General features: G+C 32.3%; 19 protein-coding genes. 14 read left to right on the top strand and 5 right to left on the bottom strand.

The annotated features are described in order from the left end of the window. The first annotated feature begins 22 nt into the window (after positions 1 to 22). The 5 genes from AA089_RS23560 to AA089_RS05915 all read left to right on the top strand — a co-directional run bounded on the left by AA089_RS23560 (position 23) and on the right by AA089_RS05915 (position 7,868). Positions 23 to 1,450: a hypothetical protein gene (locus tag AA089_RS23560; RefSeq protein ID WP_053002223.1), complete on the top strand. Its 1,428-nt coding sequence runs from the start codon at positions 23 to 25 to the stop codon at positions 1,448 to 1,450. A gap of 41 nt (positions 1,451 to 1,491) precedes the next feature. Continuing rightward, the gene (locus tag AA089_RS05930; protein WP_046756009.1) at positions 1,492 to 1,926 is read left to right on the top strand and encodes a T9SS type A sorting domain-containing protein; all 435 of its coding nucleotides are present in this window, start codon (positions 1,492 to 1,494) and stop codon (positions 1,924 to 1,926) included. Positions 1,927 to 1,931: 5 nt separating this feature from the next. Beyond that, positions 1,932 to 5,210: a hypothetical protein gene (locus tag AA089_RS05925; protein ID WP_046756008.1), complete on the top strand. Its 3,279-nt coding sequence runs from the start codon at positions 1,932 to 1,934 to the stop codon at positions 5,208 to 5,210. A 942-nt stretch (positions 5,211 to 6,152) separates the two neighbouring features. Then, positions 6,153 to 7,007 (top strand): AraC family transcriptional regulator, encoded by an 855-nt coding sequence (locus tag AA089_RS05920; protein ID WP_156168918.1) that lies wholly within the window; start codon positions 6,153 to 6,155, stop codon positions 7,005 to 7,007. Positions 7,008 to 7,109: 102 nt separating this feature from the next. After that, complete coding sequence (locus AA089_RS05915) at positions 7,110 to 7,868, top strand: SDR family oxidoreductase (protein WP_046756006.1); 759 nt, start codon at positions 7,110 to 7,112, stop codon at positions 7,866 to 7,868. A 98-nt stretch (positions 7,869 to 7,966) separates the two neighbouring features. Here AA089_RS05915 and AA089_RS05910 read toward each other — a convergent pair whose 3' ends face one another. The 5 genes from AA089_RS05910 to AA089_RS05895 form a co-directional block, all read right to left on the bottom strand. Next, entirely contained in the window at positions 7,967 to 8,383 is a 417-nt protein-coding gene (locus tag AA089_RS05910) for an alcohol dehydrogenase catalytic domain-containing protein (protein ID WP_053002222.1), read from the bottom strand. Positions 8,384 to 8,386: 3 nt separating this feature from the next. Next, the gene (locus tag AA089_RS24195; protein WP_053002221.1) at positions 8,387 to 8,794 is read right to left on the bottom strand and encodes a hypothetical protein; all 408 of its coding nucleotides are present in this window, start codon (positions 8,792 to 8,794) and stop codon (positions 8,387 to 8,389) included. 110 nt (positions 8,795 to 8,904) lie between these two features. After that, complete coding sequence (locus tag AA089_RS24190) at positions 8,905 to 9,288, bottom strand: alpha/beta fold hydrolase (RefSeq protein ID WP_053002220.1); 384 nt, start codon at positions 9,286 to 9,288, stop codon at positions 8,905 to 8,907. Further along, the gene (locus AA089_RS05900; RefSeq protein WP_046756005.1) at positions 9,285 to 10,178 is read right to left on the bottom strand and encodes a hypothetical protein; all 894 of its coding nucleotides are present in this window, start codon (positions 10,176 to 10,178) and stop codon (positions 9,285 to 9,287) included. The genes AA089_RS24190 and AA089_RS05900 overlap by 4 nt, the downstream gene beginning before the upstream one ends. Before the next feature lie 50 nt (positions 10,179 to 10,228). Next, positions 10,229 to 10,810 (bottom strand): TetR/AcrR family transcriptional regulator, encoded by a 582-nt coding sequence (locus AA089_RS05895; protein WP_046756004.1) that lies wholly within the window; start codon positions 10,808 to 10,810, stop codon positions 10,229 to 10,231. A gap of 379 nt (positions 10,811 to 11,189) precedes the next feature. Between AA089_RS05895 and AA089_RS05890 the strand changes: the two genes are divergently transcribed. The 9 genes from AA089_RS05890 to AA089_RS24180 all read left to right on the top strand — a co-directional run bounded on the left by AA089_RS05890 (position 11,190) and on the right by AA089_RS24180 (position 18,503). Continuing rightward, on the top strand, positions 11,190 to 12,206 hold the full coding sequence (locus AA089_RS05890) for an alpha/beta fold hydrolase (RefSeq protein ID WP_053002219.1): 1,017 nt from the start codon (positions 11,190 to 11,192) through the stop codon (positions 12,204 to 12,206). A gap of 148 nt (positions 12,207 to 12,354) precedes the next feature. Then, entirely contained in the window at positions 12,355 to 12,900 is a 546-nt protein-coding gene (locus AA089_RS23545; protein ID WP_053002218.1) for a nuclear transport factor 2 family protein, read from the top strand. A gap of 64 nt (positions 12,901 to 12,964) precedes the next feature. Continuing rightward, positions 12,965 to 13,864 carry an NmrA family NAD(P)-binding protein gene (locus AA089_RS05880; protein WP_046756003.1) on the top strand — a complete coding sequence of 300 codons (900 nt, stop codon included), beginning with the start codon at positions 12,965 to 12,967 and terminating at the stop codon, positions 13,862 to 13,864. Between the two features lie 18 nt (positions 13,865 to 13,882). Further along, positions 13,883 to 14,863: an acrylyl-CoA reductase family protein gene (locus AA089_RS05875; RefSeq protein WP_046756002.1), complete on the top strand. Its 981-nt coding sequence runs from the start codon at positions 13,883 to 13,885 to the stop codon at positions 14,861 to 14,863. A 52-nt stretch (positions 14,864 to 14,915) separates the two neighbouring features. Beyond that, positions 14,916 to 15,821, top strand: a complete 906-nt coding sequence (locus tag AA089_RS23540) for a helix-turn-helix domain-containing protein (RefSeq protein ID WP_053002217.1) — start codon at positions 14,916 to 14,918, stop codon at positions 15,819 to 15,821. 86 nt (positions 15,822 to 15,907) lie between these two features. Then, positions 15,908 to 16,834, top strand: coding sequence for a VOC family protein (locus AA089_RS05865; protein ID WP_046756001.1), 927 nt, complete (start codon positions 15,908 to 15,910; stop codon positions 16,832 to 16,834). Positions 16,835 to 17,398: 564 nt separating this feature from the next. Next, on the top strand, positions 17,399 to 17,683 hold the full coding sequence (locus AA089_RS05855; RefSeq protein ID WP_046755999.1) for a transposase: 285 nt from the start codon (positions 17,399 to 17,401) through the stop codon (positions 17,681 to 17,683). A 331-nt stretch (positions 17,684 to 18,014) separates the two neighbouring features. Beyond that, the gene (locus AA089_RS25785) at positions 18,015 to 18,176 is read left to right on the top strand and encodes a DDE-type integrase/transposase/recombinase (RefSeq protein ID WP_394334126.1); all 162 of its coding nucleotides are present in this window, start codon (positions 18,015 to 18,017) and stop codon (positions 18,174 to 18,176) included. A gap of 93 nt (positions 18,177 to 18,269) precedes the next feature. After that, positions 18,270 to 18,503, top strand: a complete 234-nt coding sequence (locus AA089_RS24180) for an integrase core domain-containing protein (protein WP_316936945.1) — start codon at positions 18,270 to 18,272, stop codon at positions 18,501 to 18,503. The last annotated feature ends 155 nt before the right edge of the window (positions 18,504 to 18,658 follow it).

Raw genomic sequence — 18,658 nt, 5'->3', positions numbered from 1 at the left:
TCTATTTAAAAATCACAAAATTATGAAAACAGTAAATTACTTACTTAAAAAAAGTGAACGTTTTAAAGTCTACTTTTCAATGTCAACCCTAATAATCTTAACTGCTTTTTTTACACTTGCACAAGCACAAAACACTAATGAAACCATTAATGTAACTCTTCCTTCAGGAAGTACGGGTATAAAATTAAAAAATACTAGTTCGGGTAACAACAGTCCACATATTACATTTGATGCTAGAAGTGACACTAATAATGTAAATAACATTTTTACAACTAGACAAGAGTCAAATGGACTGGCATTCAGAAAATATAATACAGATTTTCCATACACGGGCTCTAGGTTACTGATGTTAATGAAAACTAATGGGAGAATAGGCATTAATACAAATAACCCTGATGTAATATTTCATGTCAATGGAAATGTAAAAACTGAAAATGCCTTTTTAGTCAGTAGTCCTGACAGTAATAACAATCGTAATTCAACTTTCGGAACCGATACTTCTGGGAATCACAGAATTGAGTTACGAACAGGTAGTACACCTTATTTAGATTTTAAAAATGATATAGGTAATACCTCTGAAAATTTTGATGCCCGCTTAGTATTAGAAACTAATGATAGAATGGCTATCAGAGGTGCAGGACTTGAAGTAGATAAAAGCTTAATAGTCAAGGGTGTCAATGGAAGTTCAAATCGTAGAGGTTTTTTTGGAACAGACAGTGACGGTAATCATCGTTTAGAATTACGATCGGGTGAAACACCTTATCTGGATTTTTCTAATAATAGCGGACAATCTACAGAAGATTTTGATGCTCGTCTAGTACTAGAGGCAAATGATCGTATGGCAATTAGAGGCGCAGGATTAGAAGTTGATAATAGCTTTATAGTTAAGGGAGAAAATGGAGACAATAACCGTAGAGGATTTTATGGTATGGATGGAGATGGAAATCATAGGATAGAACTACGATCAGGAGCTAATCCATATATAGATTTTTCTAATAGTGCTGGAAATGTTGGAGAAGATTTTGATGCGCGACTTGTGTTAGAACAATCAGATGTTTTAGCAGTTCAAGGTGCAAATTTAGCTATTGGTACAGATAATGTGCCTACTGGTTACAAACTAGCCATTGACGGTAGAGCGATTGCAACAGGATTGAAAATACAAGATGTAGGTAATTGGCCTGATTATGTTTTTGAGGATGATTATTCTTTAATGCCTTTGACTGATGTAGAATCCTATATAAATACAAACAAACACTTACCTAATGTTCCTTCACTAGCTCAGGTTACTAATGACGGTGGGTATGATGTAGCTACACTTAACAAGAAACTTTTAGAAAAAGTAGAGGAACTAACACTTTACACTATAGCTCAAGAAAAAAAGATAGCAGAACAACAAGAAAAGCTAATGGAGTTAATGAAAAAGGTGAATAGTATGGCTTCTAAACAATAAGAATCTTTAATAATGGGTATTCCATTTCAAAAAACAGATATATGAAAATAATAGTAAAACCAGCTTTTGGTATACTATGCTACATACTTGTATTATTATGCAGTGTAGATACTTTACAAGCACAAGAGAACGGCAATCGCTATGAGTTACGCTCTGGAGAAAAAATTGAGATAGGCTTGCAAACTTTAGAGATTATTTATTTAAAAGAAAGTAATAAAGAATTAGATGATGAGTCCATATTGAATTTGTATCCAAATCCAATAAATACTGTATTAAATATAAATATAGGTAGTACTGAAATTATTAAAGAAGTAAGCTTCTTTAACATGGTAGGTGTAAAAGTTAGCGTACCTAAACTTCAAGTCAAAAATAATAATATTGTTTATGATTTGGCTAGTTTGCCCTCGGGCATGTATATTTTGGGAATAATACTCAAAAGTGGAAAACAACTGAACAAAAAAATCATTAAAAATTAAAGACAATGAGAGTTAAGTATTTATATTCATTAGAGGTGTTGCTCTTATGCATGCTTTTTTCAGCTGTAAGTTTTGGTCAGAGTGGTGCCATTTTCGATTTTTTTGATCAAAGAGGTTATAGAATTGACCAAGGATTTGCTAATGTTACGTCACAAGGAGTTCTTGGAGATGGTATACGATACAGAAAAGATAATAGTATTGTTTATTTATTTAATGATGGTAGAAATGGTATTGCTTTTGAAGGAGATTTGACCGCTCCAGATATAATGGAATTTATGGAAAGATATGAGAAAGGTATTAATTCCGCACCCGAATTACTCGCATCTACTAGGGCATCTTTTGCTTCAATAAATAGAATTGTAAATAATATCGTACCACCCAATGACATAGACATTATAAAAGCCAAACCTTTATTAATGGGTGGAGCATTTGATTTTAAGGTTGAAGTAGAAGTTGATGTATTTACAAATGTTTTTAGTGGATTGTCACGTCCTGGCGCAGAACTAAATCTAGATGCAGCAGGCCAACCTGTCAACCCAACATTTTTTATAGCTGGACAAACTGCAAAATTGGGATTTCTAATGTATGATTGGGAAGGTGATATTCGTTTTCCTACCATACAAGATGTGAATTCTAATATTCCTGACCTTTCAATAGTTCTTTCTAAGATACCTGGTTTAAATGAAAATCTTGATATCATAGAAAGTATAGATGGTAATTTATCACAAGCCAGCTTAGATTCCAATTTTCCAACAAAACTTCAATTACTTATGAATGAGGTTAGGCAAGAACAAGGTTATGGTTCCAAAAAAGTAAAAATAACCAGTGAAGGAAGAGCCTTTGTAGTACCTAGTGCATTTTTTGATAATTTTAGTGGTAAACTAAAATCTACTAAAATAGATGATTTTATAGAACAGGTAGGTATACAAACAGCTAAAGGAACAAGTACTAATCCACAAACAAAAGTAAAAAGTACAACAAAAGGTCCTGCTGGAAATTCTAAAGGTGGTGAAAACTATACCAATAGTGGTGTTGATAGTTTTAAATATGCAGGTGTAGAAGTCACTAGAGAAGATGCTGGCGGTGGCACTGATAGATGGACATACAATGGTTTTTCAACTGGCCGATTAGATGATCGTATAGATCAATGGGACGATTATAGTGCAGGCCTCCATGCTCAATGGTTAACTATAGACTATAATGAATTAGATGCACAGGTCGATTCACTCAATGCTCGCCTGTTCAATGGGGAAGATTTACCACTAGGACTTGGCGTATCATCCAATCCTAATATAAAGTTTGCTCCAGTAACTTTAGAATATATTGTTAATGTCTCTACGGTCAACGGTATTGAAATTGAAGCATTATCTAAGGAAATTAATAGAAATCATTTTATTGGTAACAATGCTAATAATGGAGGTGATAACAACGGAGATAATGGTGATGATGGTGATGGACTACCTATTGATAATGGTCCTGGTAATAATTTTGATGATGGACCAGGTGGCGGATCTGGTGACGGTGGAGCTTGTATTTGTACTGATTTTGGTTGTTCTTGTTCTAGTAAATCAAATTCAAATGAAAATTTTTCTGTACCTAATGTTATCATTACCAATAACTTCATTAAAAACTCTGACTTTTTAAGCATACTAACTGAAAATTTTGGATTAGGCGACAAAAAATTAATTCAAAAATTATTTATTCAAGCATTAACTTTGCCTAATGAAAAACAAGGAATGTTATTAAACGATAGCCAAATAAGTGTGGAACAAGCAGAATTGTATCACATAACCTATAAAGCAGCTATAGCTTTCAAGCAAGAATTACTTAATCATCTAAACAGTAAAATAGAAACATTAAATACCACAACAGTTTGGATGGAGTCATTAAAAAATAAAGACGAGCAATTATACGCAACTATTTTGAATAAACTAACTGCTTTTTATGAAAAAGAAAGTGGAATTAAAGATGGCACTGTTTTTATAACCCCTAAGTTTAAATTTGAATTATCTATAACACCAAAAGTACCAATCATAAATTATGAAGGTGAGGATGCTTTGGCGCTTAATGCTATGAAATACGACATTGATATTGTACTTACTTCGGCTCGATTAGCCTTAGGAGTTGATACTGATGAAGATTTCAAAGCAGATTTAGGAGTTGTACTGAATGAGACCGAGTTGCAATTTATATTAGACACTTGGGCTCAAGACACTAATGGTGATAAATTTATTGATCAAGGTTATATTGTATGGTTACAACAACAACTTTTCAAAGTTAAACAACATCTCTCAGAAGAGATAAAAGCTGGTACTACAAAAGCCTTTAAAGCATACAACCAAATGGTCTTGCCTTTAGCTGTAGCTGATTTTTGTAAAAGACAACTGTTAGAAGATAATGTATTTGGAAAAGATCCTGCTAATTTAGGCGCTTTAGTAGATAAAAATACACTGGGAGTTTCCAATTTATTGGCTTTGGATAGTATTTCTTATAGTGCTCATAATAGTATTTCTAGTGAATATGTTTTTAGTATTCAAACCGAAAAAGGAAAAGATATTGTTTTTAATCCATACAGTATAATCACTAAATTGAATCCAATTAAACTTTTTGGAAAAGAGAATAATAGAACAGGTGTCGCTAAGCAACAAGGTTCCTCAGGAGGCTTAGCTGCAACACTTAATTTTTCCAATGATGGTTTCTCATTAAAACAAGATACTTTAGTTTTAGGCTTACAAAGTGAGGGTAAAATAAAATTACAAAACATTTCTAATCAGACTATTTCTGCTGGAACTTATATCATTACTTCATCAACTAGTGAAGAAGTACTATACCTTGACGTTGCTAAATTTGATGTGCCAGAAATACCAATAGGAGGTTCTATAAATCTGTTTTTCGATTACACACCAATAGCAGCAGACAGTAAATCACAGAATATGGAAGATTTCAGGTTACATAAAGTTGGAGACTTCAATAATGTAATTGTAAGAAGAGACTTTTATATTGAGGAAAATATTATGGCAGGTATAGACTTTACTTCTTTTTGTGAAGAGTCACAAGCATCTTATTCCACTATTAATGATAACGCTACATTAGCAGGGCAAAGAGTAGTCACTGGAAACATCATCGAAACTGGTGCGAATTTTACAGTAAAAGCAATTGAAACTATAGATTTGACAATCGGTTTTGAAGCTAAGCTGGGTGCCAAAGTAGATTTTTCTATTGTAGATTGTAATACTTTACAAAATGCAGTTATTAATGGAATGATAAATAGTATGCAACCGTAATTGTTATAAATTTATCTTCTTGAACACAAAACTAAAAATTAAGACCGCATAAATAACATGAGTGATATCTGAGAAATTACTACAGTAGACCTAAGAATCAATATTTTGTCATTTTAAAGTTGAGAGGCTAAATTACACAATTTTTTAATTGATAATATTACTCGATTCGGTATTGTCTTAAATAATTCTCAGCTAATATATGAGTAGGTGATGAAATAGATTTTTATCAAAAAGTTATGATTTTTGGAGATAATATTAGTATAGCTAATATTTTAGAATCTAATGTAGTTTGAAACATAAAAGCTAGAGTCTATTGAATTTAATAAAGGTTTTTATTAATCAGTTTGAGCACAAGTTATTGCAAATCTCATAAATTGTAATATAATGAGAAATGAAGTTACTGAAAGTATTTCATACCAATATTACATGATTTAAAATACTAGAAGGTATCTAAATGAAACTCATCGACATTTAGGTTTCTCAATTTAAGATAAGAAATATTCCTTATCTTAAAAAAATATTACAATTATGCTTGAGATTAACAAATACGTGAAAACACAGAAAAGATAACTTTCTTTTCTGTGTTTCTTTTATTTGATTTTTCAGTTTTCATTAGCTTTGATATTAATATTTAAAAAGGTTGTAAGTGAAATCATTTCAGAATATTAACAAAAGTTCTCAGATAATAAATCATTTAATACACTAAGAATATATTATTTTTAAAAAATCAAAGGTTTGTACAACGGTTACTCAGTTCAAACTATTCCACAATATTTAATCTCGGAATTACTAGTAATTCATTAAATTTGGAATGTTGTGTAAAAATTTTAGCAAAATTTTATACAACTAGGCATAGATCAACTATAGACTCAACTCAGAATAAATATTGTGCAACAAGAAAAAATATACAACTCAATATCGGAATTTTTCAGTTCCATAAACTTGAAAATTGAACAGGATTTCGATTTTACCATTCATCCTTTGGACAAGCTACACGGAAAAAACTCAATGTCGTCACCCTTTTTCAGAACAAATTATGTAGCTTTTTTGCTTATTGAATCTGGAAAAGGACATTATACTATAGACGAACATTGGTTTGAGCTAAGGCCTCATTCTTTTTATTTTACGCTTCCTGGACATTTAAAATCTTTTACCATTGAGGAAAATTGGAAAGGTTATATGCTTACTTTTTCGTTGGAATTTTTAAAAGCCAATTATCCTGGAGGCATACAACAAGATTTTCCTTTTTTATTAAAAGAAACGATTCCTGTAATGTATTTAGAAACTCAGGCTTATGAAAGAATTGATAGATTGTGTGAAGTCTTAGTACAGGAATATAACGGAAAATCAGCATACAAAAAACGAATAGTAGCGAACCAACTCGTAACATTTCTTTTTCAAACAAAGGAACTATTGCTAACACATCGAGTCTCTATTTCACTTGAAAATAGACCCTCGGAAATAGTTAAATCATTTAAAGTTGCACTGAATAAGAATATATTAAATATTGTTAAAGGTAATACTGAACATTTATTGAATGTGCAAGAATATGCTTCTGTTTTAGCAATTCATCCAAACTATCTAAGTAATGTTATTAAGTCCCAAACTGGAAAAACTGTAAAGCAATGGATTGACGAACGTGTTATTTCGGAAGCAAAATCCTTATTGAACAACACGGACAAATCCATTTCTCAAATTGCTTATAGTCTAACCTTTGACGATACTTCAAATTTCTCTCGATTTTTTAAGAATAAAACAGGGCTTACACCTGCAAAATATCGTGATCTTAGAAATTGACCGTAAGCCCTTAAAAAGCGACCAAACTTACCTTTTCCTTTTACTGGATATTTGTAGTGTAATTAAAAAACAAATAATAATTCACTTTAAAATCTTAGTAAAATGGAAAATTTAAATCAAACATTAAAAGGAAAAGTAGCAATCGTAACAGGAGCATCAAAAAATTTAGGTGCCGAAACCGCTATATATTTAGGAAGTATTGGTGCAAATGTAATTGTACATCACTTTAGTGACAATAGTAAGCAAGATACTTTACAAATCGTTGAAAAGATTAAAGCATCAGGTAGCAAGGCAAAATTGGTTCAAGCAGACCTAAGAAAGGTTTCAGAAATCAAACGTCTATTTGATGAAGCAGAAAACACATTCGGTAAAGCGGACATTCTTGTAAACACGGCAGGAACTATGCTCAAAAAACCAGCTGCCGAAGTATTGGAAGAAGAGTACGACCAGATGTTCAATATTCACACTAAGACTGCTTTCTTTTTACTTAGTGAGGCGGCTAAAAGAATAAATGACGGTGGACGAATCGTAAATATTTCTACGACCTTGACCTCAGTAACAACTGGATTATATTCAGTATATGCAGGAGCTAAAGCAGCTTCAGAACAATTCGTGAAAATGATAGCCAAGGAAATTGGTTCAAGAGGAATAACTGTAAACTCAATTGCACCAGGACCATTGAATACTTCCTTTTTTTACCCAGTAGAAAATGAACATTCAATAGATTATCTGAAACACATGTCAGTCCAGAACAGATTGGGCGAAATCTCTGATGTTTTGCCGATGGTCAAGTTTTTGACCAGTCCAGAAGCTGGTTGGGTAACCGCTCAATCCATTAGAGTAAATGGAGGAATGTTTTAAACTATAAATAATGAACTAAGGCAGGAATTAAATTCCTGCCTTTCAAACATTTTAAAATGATACCAAGAATAGCTTGTTTGAGCTCATTTTGTAAACCACTATAGTTTAATATCTGCGTATGCAGTTCTACAAGTCATCCAAATCGCAGCACTTTCTTTAAACGATATCCACTTAGTTTTTTTGATAACAGCTTGTAATGGAGCAACTGCATACTCTCCAAGAAAACCATACTCTGTTGGAGTAATATTTGGTATCAAACATACTTCATCTCTTTTTTCAAAATTATTAATTTTAGAACCTACTTTCTCAATTATGCCTGCTGCTTCAAGGTCAAGCAGAGATGGAGATTTAGGTTGAAAAAGATATTGACCTTGAAATAAAAGTTCTTCAGCTCTATTCAGTCCAGCAGTTTTTACTTTTATAACAATTTCGTTTTCTTTTGGAATAGGTATTTCTCTTTCAACAATATTCAATACTTCTGTACTTCCTATCTCATTAAACTCAACTCTTTTCATATCTTATTTGTAATTCTGTTTATACCAATTTGCTATTCCTTCTCCAATTTCGTGAGGATGTGTTTCTTGTATATAATGTTTACCTTTTCCTAAATTGATTGCAGTTAAGTTTTTCCATGTAGCTATAATTTGTTTAGCTTCCTTAGGCTTAATTATCATTCCTGGCTTAACGTGAAACATTAATTTTGGAATTTCTGAAGTAGGGAGATAGTCATTGTATGCTTGTATAATATCTGTGCTAAACTTAGGAATACCACTAATCGCAATTTGAGATGGCCAAACAAAAAGTGGTTTGCGATGCGTTTCTTCTAAGTATGGTGCTCTGTAATTTTCCATTTCTTCTTTGGTCAATTTTCTACCTGTCATCATCGGCAAGAATCGATTGACAAAAAAATGATTCTTTACAATCATTTTATATCCCTTTTTTGGATGACGAAATCGTTTGAAGATAAAACGCTCTACTATGTTAGCGTCATTCCAAGTAATAGGTCTAATAATAGCCTCTAGGAAAACGATTCCAGCTACGCTTTTGCGAAAGCGGTAGCATAGTGAAAACCTATTCCTGAACCCCAATCTTGAATCACAAAGATAATGTTTTGTAATTTTAAAGTGTCAATGAAAATATCTATGTATTCTATATGATCTTCAAAGGCGTAGTCTATATCTGGTTTTCCTGATTTCCCCATTCCTATCAAATCGGGGGCAATAACGCGACCGAGTGACGAAAGGTACGGAATGATATTTCTCCATATATAACTAGATGTAGGATTCCCGTGGAGTAGGAGAAAGGTGTATTTTGAGTTCTTTTCTCCTTCATCGACATAATGAATTTGGGAATTTAAAACATTTTGATATTTAGATGCAAAAGGAAATGACGCTGATATTTTTTTTATTTTAATTTTCATTGTTCGGTTGGTTTTGAGAATCCGTAAAATTTTAAATTATCTATTGGATAAAGCAATTCCTTATTAAAGGAATCGAATTGATAATTTTCTAGAGCGATGCTATATACTTTACTTTCAGGTTTCTTAGGTCCCTTTAATTGAATTTTGATAGTACTTGGCATATAAGTACCTATACTTGTTTCTTTTCGTTCATATCTTGCAGTCGCATGCTGTAAGCCTTTAGGCATTTTTATAAAAAAATCATTTATTGTGACCTCCAGTAAATCAATAAACTTCGTTTTAGGATTGATGTAGACTAAAAATCGATCGAACTTCTCGTTTGGTTCTACACTTCCCCAAGTGACATAAACTGTTTCATAGAGAATCTCATCAATTTCTTTCGTTCCAGCATATCTAATAATTTCAGCATCAGGTAAATGTATTGGTGCTTCCAATAAATAATGATAGGTAGCTAATCCCCAAATATATCTGTTATGATTGTGTTGTTTAATCAAATTACTATTTGATTTTTTCTTATATCCATGCCAAGATTGAACTCCTTGTATGGTATTTTCTTTTCGACCTTCTAAATATTCTACTTGACCATCAAAACTATTGGTTGCCATGCGCAATTGTAGTTTTTTTCCATTATTACCTGGAAAAGCATTCATAGGCATCAATAACCAAGCACGATTCCAATCAAATTTTGCACTAACCTCATAAACTTTCGTTTTGGATAGTTTATCATAGCCCATTGCTGTTCTTGCTTGATTTAGGAGTGTTTTTCCCTTCTGTTCGGCATTAATTATCGAATTAGATTTTAGAGCTGCTGTTCTCAAGTCAACTGATTTACAAGATTGGTAAAGACTTATGATTATTATAAGGCTTGATAGTTTTAATAGTTTTTTCATTTTATATTTATTAAAATTAGACTGTTCTGTTTAATTTACTTTCAAATTTTTTATGTTTTTATGAAATTAAAGGTAATGTCAAGCCAAATGTCCATATAAACTCTAGATCTAGTGACTTTAGTTCGTGATAACGTACCGTAAAATCCAGCATGTAAATATTCAGCCAATTCTAAAGAAGTATATTCAGTTGTGATTTCGCCAAGCTGTTGTCCTTTTTTAATAATAGATGCAAGAACGTTCAACCAGCCTATAAATTGTTGATTAGCTTCTGAGCCAAGATTATCATTATTACGACCGACTTCCATACTCATATTATTAATTAAACAACCACCTGCGTAGTTGTCCTCCTCATTCATATTCATAACTGTTGAGTAAAAGTATTTAAGAGACTCAATCGGAGTAAGTTTAGATTCTTTAAAGAAGTCTTCCATCCATTTTTGGTTTGAAAGACCATATTGATTTATTACTTGTTGCGCAAAATCCTCTTTGGATTTAAAGAAGTTGTAAAATGAACCTTTTGGGATTCCACATTCTTTGAGAATTTGATTTATACCGACATTATGGTATCCATTTTTTCTAAAAATGTCATAACCCACATTAAGAATGTCTTCTATTTTATATTTATATCCCATAGTGCAAATATATAAAATTTTTTTAATTAGACTAGTTGGTTTATTTTTTAAGTTTTACATAAAAATTACACTTTGGACTCCTTTTCTTCCATAACCAATGGTGTTGATAATCAAAAATTTTGATGGAAACTCTGCGAGAAAGAGATTATATAATTGGCACTGCTTATATTCTTAATAATGTTAATTAACAATTGGAGCGAGTTTATTGATTTGATAATACTTTAGATGTTAAAAAATCCTTTCATTTAAATTAATGAAAAAATTTCTTTGTGATAGAAGTTGCATTTTGGTCGTTTTACCTTGTAAAATGGTTATGTTAAACTCTTAATACAGAGTAAATTTGTCCTATAAATAAAATGTACAATTAAAACACTCAATTATGAAAAATCCAAATAGGAACAAAATTAACTCTTGTTTTATAAAACTATTTTCAATAAAATCGTCATTAACTTTATTGTTGATTATATCATTTATGTCACTGACTTATGCACAAAAAGCTGCTAATCCCGTTCCATTGTTTCAAGATTTTGATGAAATATCATTTAAGCGTGATTTTCATCACTATTTTACTAAAGTAAATGATATTACAATTCACTATGTAATGGGAGGAGATGGTCCACCTTTAGTATTACTTCACGGTTGGCCGTTTACATCTTATTCATTTCGTCAGATTATGCCAGAACTTGGTAAGCACTTTACAGTTATCGCGGTTGACTTACGTGGATTTGGTGATAGTGATAAACCAACTTCGGATAATATGAGCAAACCTCAGATGGCTGATGACATTGTAGATTTGATGAAACAACTAGGTCATAGTAAAATTGCAATACTAGGTCACGATTGGGGTGGTGTAGTTGCTTATGAAATTGCTTGGAATAATCCTGATTTAATAGAACGAATGGTATTCTTTGAAATGATTTTACCAGGTTTTGGTATGGATGATCCTAAGGTTCAAGCTGGTTTTTGGCAATTTGGATTTCATCGAGCACCAGATATTGCCGAGACACTTATAGAGGGAAATGAACGTGAATATATCAAATTCCTATTGCGTGGAAAAAATATATATAACCGACGTGCATTTACTCGGGAGGATATTGATGAATTTATGAGAAGTTATGGAGAACCAGGAGGTTTTCGAACAACCTTTCAGCTATACAGGGATGCAGACGAAGATGGTAAGCGATTCAAACGCTATGCCGCTGAGAGAAAGCTCAGGATTCCCGTTCTAGCTCTTGGCGGAATTACCTCTATGGGCAATCTCACTGAACTGGATATGCGTGAGATTGCAATAAACGTAGAAGGAATTATTATACCACAATTTGGTCATGCAATTGAAGAAAATCCACAAGGTGTTATTAATGCTATATTACCTTTTTTACTTAAGAGAAAGTATTGATAATTATGATCAATTTCTCTTATTTACCAATTTAAAATACTTTGATTAATTCAAAATGGTCATTTGTTATTGATTATTGGTCAAATTAGAGCCAAACAACAGTATTAAATTTGCAGTATAAATATTTAGTAATCTAAAAACAATACCAATGAAAAATTTAAATATGTATAAAATCATTCCAGGGCGTTTGTCTGAAAAATTATTGAATGATTCAGAAAAAATTCAACTCTTATATGATAGGGAAGTTATCTCTCAAATAGTTAGTACGTACGCATATAGTCTTGACAAAAAGGATTGGGAAATGCACAGATCACTATTTGTAGATGATTTACAAATGGACTTCTCGGTATCTATAGGAGGAGATGGCGGTATAATGGAAGTAAAAGCCGATGACTGGGTAGCTGGTGCAGCCAAATTCTTTGATGCCTTAGATGCTACACAACACGACCTAACACCATATAAAATTGTAGTTGATGGTGATGAGGCTTATGTTTCCGTGATGTTGCATGCACAACATTATAAGAAAAACAATTTTGGAAGCCCTGTACAGATTATGGTGGGCACGCATAACTTTTGGATGCGTAAAGATGATGATGTATGGAAAATTTACAAAGTCATTGAAGAATTAAGTTGGAATGAAGGCAACTATAAAGTATTTGACCTCGCTGTGGAAGAATCAAGTAAACAAAAGTAAAACCTAATGGAAGGTTATAAATGAAAATAATAGTAAACAAAAATTAAATCTAAATAAGTAAAAAATGAAAAATCATAAAAACATCCTCATCGTAGGAGCAACAGGACAAGTAGGTAGCAAAGTAATAGAATTATTAAGTACAAATAACGATTTACAGCTTTTTGGAACATCCAGAAATAAAGAAAAACTAAAAGCACTTGATGGGGCTAATGTAAAAGGAGTGTATCTAGACCTCGAAGACAAAGAATCCATTAGGCCTGCTTTAAAAGGAATGGATAGTGCCCTACTGATGACAAGCTATACAGCGGACATGATGCGACAAAGCAAGCGTTTTCTTGATATCGCAAAAGAAGAAGGTGTGAAGCACATTGTTCATATAGGTGCATCAGGCACAGAAACCAATGAAGTATCCCATTGGGGCTGGCACCAGTTTATTGAAGCCTATATTGAAAAATTAGGATTTGACTATACCCACTTACAGCCAGAATCTTTTATGCAGAATATCTTCAATTTTGGATGGCTTCAGGAAAATACCTTGCACGATTTTATAGGCAATGCTAATTGGACCTGGATCGATACCGATGATATCGCAGCCGTCATTGCACAGATTTTTATTCATCCCGAAAAATATCATAACGAAACTATACCATTAGGGTATGATGCAAAAACCATTACAGAAGTTTCAGAGTTAATGTCCGAAGCTACTCAACAAGATTTCAATGTGGTGGAGCACCATCCAGATGAGTTCAGGGATATGACCTACCAAGGGACCAAAGATTCGGTGTATGCCGACGCCTATATGAAGTGTGTATCCGACCAATTTGCCCTTAACGCTTCTGGTGCCATTCCTTCAGGAAAAACATTTGATAATTTTGAATACATTACAGGACGTAAACCCACTACTTGGAAAGAGTTTATTCAAAAAAATAAGCACAGAATAGGTAATCGAACTGTATTGGCATAATCATAAAAGAAAAGTAGTATGGAAGCGATTGTTATTGAAAAGGAGCAAGATAAAGCAGTACCACGATTTAAAAGTATCGATGAATTGACACTTCCAAAAGGAGATGTTTTGGTAAAGGTAAATTATTCGGCTTTGAATTATTCCGATGCCACAACGATGTTCAATGTATGGGATACGATAGATTGTTACCCTCATATTCCAGGAATTGATTTTGTAGGTGAAGTCATTTCGAGTTCTAGTGAAAGTTTCACTAAAGGAGAGCGTGTTCTTCACACGAGTTATGGCGTGGGTTATAACCGTTTCGGTGGACTGGCTCAAAAAGCGGTTTCCAATGATGATTGGCTCATTAAAGTACCTGATGACGTTTCTGATATACAGGCAATGGGTCTTGGAACTGTTGGATTTACCGCGATGCTCGCAATAAATGAGTTAGAAGCAAATGGTTTAATTCAGGATGATGGAAAAGTTTTGGTTACTGGAGCTACAGGTGGTGTAGGTTCTCTAAGTATTCAGTTATTGAGTCGACTAGGTTATAATGTCGTTGCCAGTACTGGAAAGTTAGATTCTTACGCACAATATTTGAAATCCATTGGAGCTTCCGAAGTTATTGATCGTATAATTTTCAAAGAAAAAACACAAGAAATCTTAGAAGATGAAAACTATGCTGGTTTTATAGATTCAGTAGGTGGGATTACACTATCTAGAGCTATAAAGCAACTTCAATATGAAGGTATTGGTATTACTACAGGATTTGTTACAGGTAATGACTTGGATGTTTCATTAGCTCCATTTGTTCAAAGGGGTATTAAACTAATAGGAATCAATTCAGTTTACACTGTAAAAGAAAAACGAGAAAGTACTTGGTATCGACTTTTTAAACTGATAAATTTCGATATTTTAGAAAAATCTATAAGAGTAGAGCCAATTGAGAAAGTTCCTGAGCTTGCTCGAAATATGCTGGACGGACATAGTGTAGGTAGAATTGTAGTTCGTATTTAAAACTTTTTCTTCAAAAAATCCTATATTACAAAAAAAAATTTAGTATTGTTGGATGAAAATTGATGATATATATACGTTTTCTAAAATTGAAGATTATTTTAATTTTATAAATTTTGACTGCAAAGTATTTGATGGATTTTCAATAGGTAAATTAGAAGATTCTGCAATTAATCTTCCTAAGGTAATGCCTCCTTATCGAAAACGTTTCTTTAAAATAATGTTGATATTAGGTGGTAAAATAGATATGAAAAATAATTCTGAAGAAAAACATTTGAAGCAAAATATGCTTTTCTTCTCTGGCGAAGGTCACATACAATCTTGGGAAAGCATTAAACCATTGTCTGGATATATCATTTATTTTACATCAGATTTTTATTCGGTTGTTCATAAAAAGAAAAAACTACAATCAGGATTCCCTTTCTTTACCCAAAACGCCTCAATGAGTATTAAAATTACATCTGAAGAAACTTTACATCTAAAAAATACATTCGAGAATATTATTCAATTATCTAAAAAAAACTTAATAAATAAAAATGATATCTTTAGGTCGTATCTAAATATTATACTTTTAGAATCTTATAATTTTTATGAACAAAAAAATGGAACAAGTAGTGTTACACAAGATTCTGACACACGTATTCTAAATCAATTTAACGAATTGATTGAGCTTCAGTATAATACAAATAAGGAGAATGTTTTAAAATCTGTAAAAGAATTTGCCAATAGTATTGCAATACATCCAACTCATCTCAATTATGTTGTCAAAAATTTAACAGGAAAAACAGCATTGCAGACTATTCATAATAGACGATTACTTGAAGCTAAATCATTATTACTACAAACTTCTAAAACCATAAGTGAGATTGCTTACGACCTTCATTTTGATAATCCTACACATTTCATTCGGTTTGTGAAGAAAAAAACGGGCATAACACCACTTCAGCTTCGCAATACTTAAATTTGGTCGTTACTTCTTGGATATTGGTTTATTCCTTAACTCTTATTAGGGGTACATTTGTATTATAATATTAAAAACAATATATCATGAAAACTATAAGATATTTTTTTACGACCTTGATGACATTAGTCTTTACATTAAGTATCGCACAATCATCCAAATCGACAGATTTTAAACCGTTACACATCGTTATTTGCGTTCCCAATGTGCAGGAAGCAGCTGAGTGGTATATCGATAAACTAGATTTCGAATCATACCAACGTTTTGATGTTCCTACAAAAGGTTTGTCAGCGCAATTATTGAAAAAGGGAGATTTTGAATTAATGCTGATGAAAAGTGATGGTTCAAAATCGTTACCATTATCCAGAAAAAGTACGTTTACAGACTTGAATGTAGAAGGTGTTAAAAGAATCGCATTTGAGGTGGATGATCTCGATGAATTTATTACAAATCTGCAAGGAAAAAGTGTGGAAGTAGATGTTACTCCACGGCTGTTTGAGGACAAAGAAAATCAGGTTTCATTTAAATGGGCAATTATCAAGGACAATAACGGTAATCTTTTGGAATTTGTAGAAAGGGAAAAGTCATCTCAAAAAGACATTGAAAACTTTTTAGGTGGTTGGTCCAAAGCTTGGAGCCCAAAAGAAAATGCAGCAAATTTTGATAAGGAAAGTCTTAGAGACTTTTATGTACAGTCTGAAGAATTGGTTGCCTTTGATTTTACCGACAGTTCACAAACAACGGTAATTAAGGGAGCTGAAAACCATCATATGTTTTGGGAACCTTTTATGCGCCAATTCAACTACTGGACATTTACCCCAGATTTAGGAAGTCTAACTATTCATACTTTAACTCAAGAAACAGCATCTATCTCGATGTACGTTGACAACTATGGTAGGCTCGCTGATGGAACAATAATTCAAGCAAAAGCTCATGTTACCCTAGTATTGGTAAAGGAAAATAACGATTGGAAAATCATTCATGAAAATATATGGGGACCAGTAAAAGAATAATCGAAGTCATTCGCTTTAATAGTGGTTCAAAGATTAGAAATAATTAAAACAAATATCATGAAAAAACTAAAATCAGCATTTATCGTCTGGATAGCAATATATCCAGCAATAACAGTGATTCTAATATTATTCGGTACTCATCTAAATAATTTACCAATACTGTTAAGAACTCTAGTTCTTACCGTTATCCTTGTTCCTCTGATGGTTTACGTATTAATACCCTTTTGGACTAGAATAATAGCTTTAATAACATCGGAAAAGAACAGTAGCTAAAAATTTGAATAAGTAATAGCGGTTGGAGTGCCAATTCGAACCGTTTTTGTGTAAGTAAAAAAGATATTGTAAACCGATAAACAATTGCGCAAAATCCGTCACTGTTATAACGACTGATTTTATTGCTTGCGTCTGGGGCGCTGATCTTGTTTCTTTGCCCATTTGTTATTCCTTGATTGAATCACTTTGAGTTCTTGTGCATTGGCGGAAATTGTTTGTTGCTTTTTACTTGATCAATCCCCTGAAATTAGGACAGTGATTTAAGTTAAAAAAACATTTAAGTTTACTGATATTACACGAAGAAAATTCAAAACAAAATTCAAAACAAAAGTAGTTTTAGAGGTTTTAAAAGAACGTTCTACTATTCAAGAATTAGTACACAAATTTGAAATTAGCGTACAACAAATCTACACATGGAAACGAGAATTTTTGGCCAATGCTGACGCTGTATTTGATAAAGGAACTAAATCTGTTAAAACCCAAGTAGAAGAAAAAGAAGAACGTTTATTAAAAGTAATAGGACAGAAAAAAGTAGAGCTCGATTTTTTAAGAACGCCTTACGATAGCACCTCCTAAAAAACGAAGACTAATGATAAGCAAGGATCATTCTAACCTAAGCATCAACATACAATGCAAATTGCTAAAACTCCATCGTTCTGGTCTGTATTACAAGCCAAAAAGGGAAGGTAAACTGAACTTAGAATTCATGAAATTAATTGATACATATTATATGAATTATTGTTTTAATGGAGCAAGGCGAATGTATAAATGGTTGACTATGGATAAAGGATATAAAGTCAATCATAAAAGCACAGAACGACTTTAATACAAAGTCATAGGACTTAGAGCTATCATGCCTGGAAAACACACTTCTAGGTGAAATAAAGCCCGTAAAGTATATCCGTATCTGCTAAGGAATTTAACCATAACTGTTCCTAATCATTTTTGGGCTACTGACATTACTTATATACCACTGCAAAAAGGATTTATGTATCTAGTAGATATTATAGATCTGCATATTAAATATGTTTTAAATTGGTTTGTATCGAATACTATGGATGCTAGTTGATGTTAAGAAACTTTAGAAGAAGCTATTTCTATTCATGGTAAACCAGCTATTATTAATACAGTTTAAGGAAGTTAATTTACTTCTGAAGTATTTATCAAATTCGTACTTGGTAATGGAATCAAATTAAGTATGGATGCAAATGGAAGTGCTATCGTTAATGTATTTATTGAACGTTTATGGAAAACTGTAAAATATGAAAACATCTATCTAAATCCGCCTGATTCTACCATAGACTTATATAGACAACTCAAAAAATATTTTAACTATTACAAAATCAAAAGAAGAGATCAAGTTATCGAAAATCAAAACCTGTCAACAGGTATTTGATGAAAAATAAACAAGTTGCTTGATATATTTATTAACTTAGACTAAATCCTGTCCTCTATATGGAGGAATGATCACAACTCCACAAGTTTGACTTAGTCGTAAGTGATTTCATTTACCGTTTAATTTTATACACTCTTCACATACTTTTTTCGTTG

It is taken from the genome of Kordia jejudonensis, assembly GCF_001005315.1.
Classification (GTDB): Bacteria; Bacteroidota; Bacteroidia; order Flavobacteriales; family Flavobacteriaceae; genus Kordia; species Kordia jejudonensis.
This window is presented reverse-complemented; position numbering and strand designations above follow the sequence as displayed.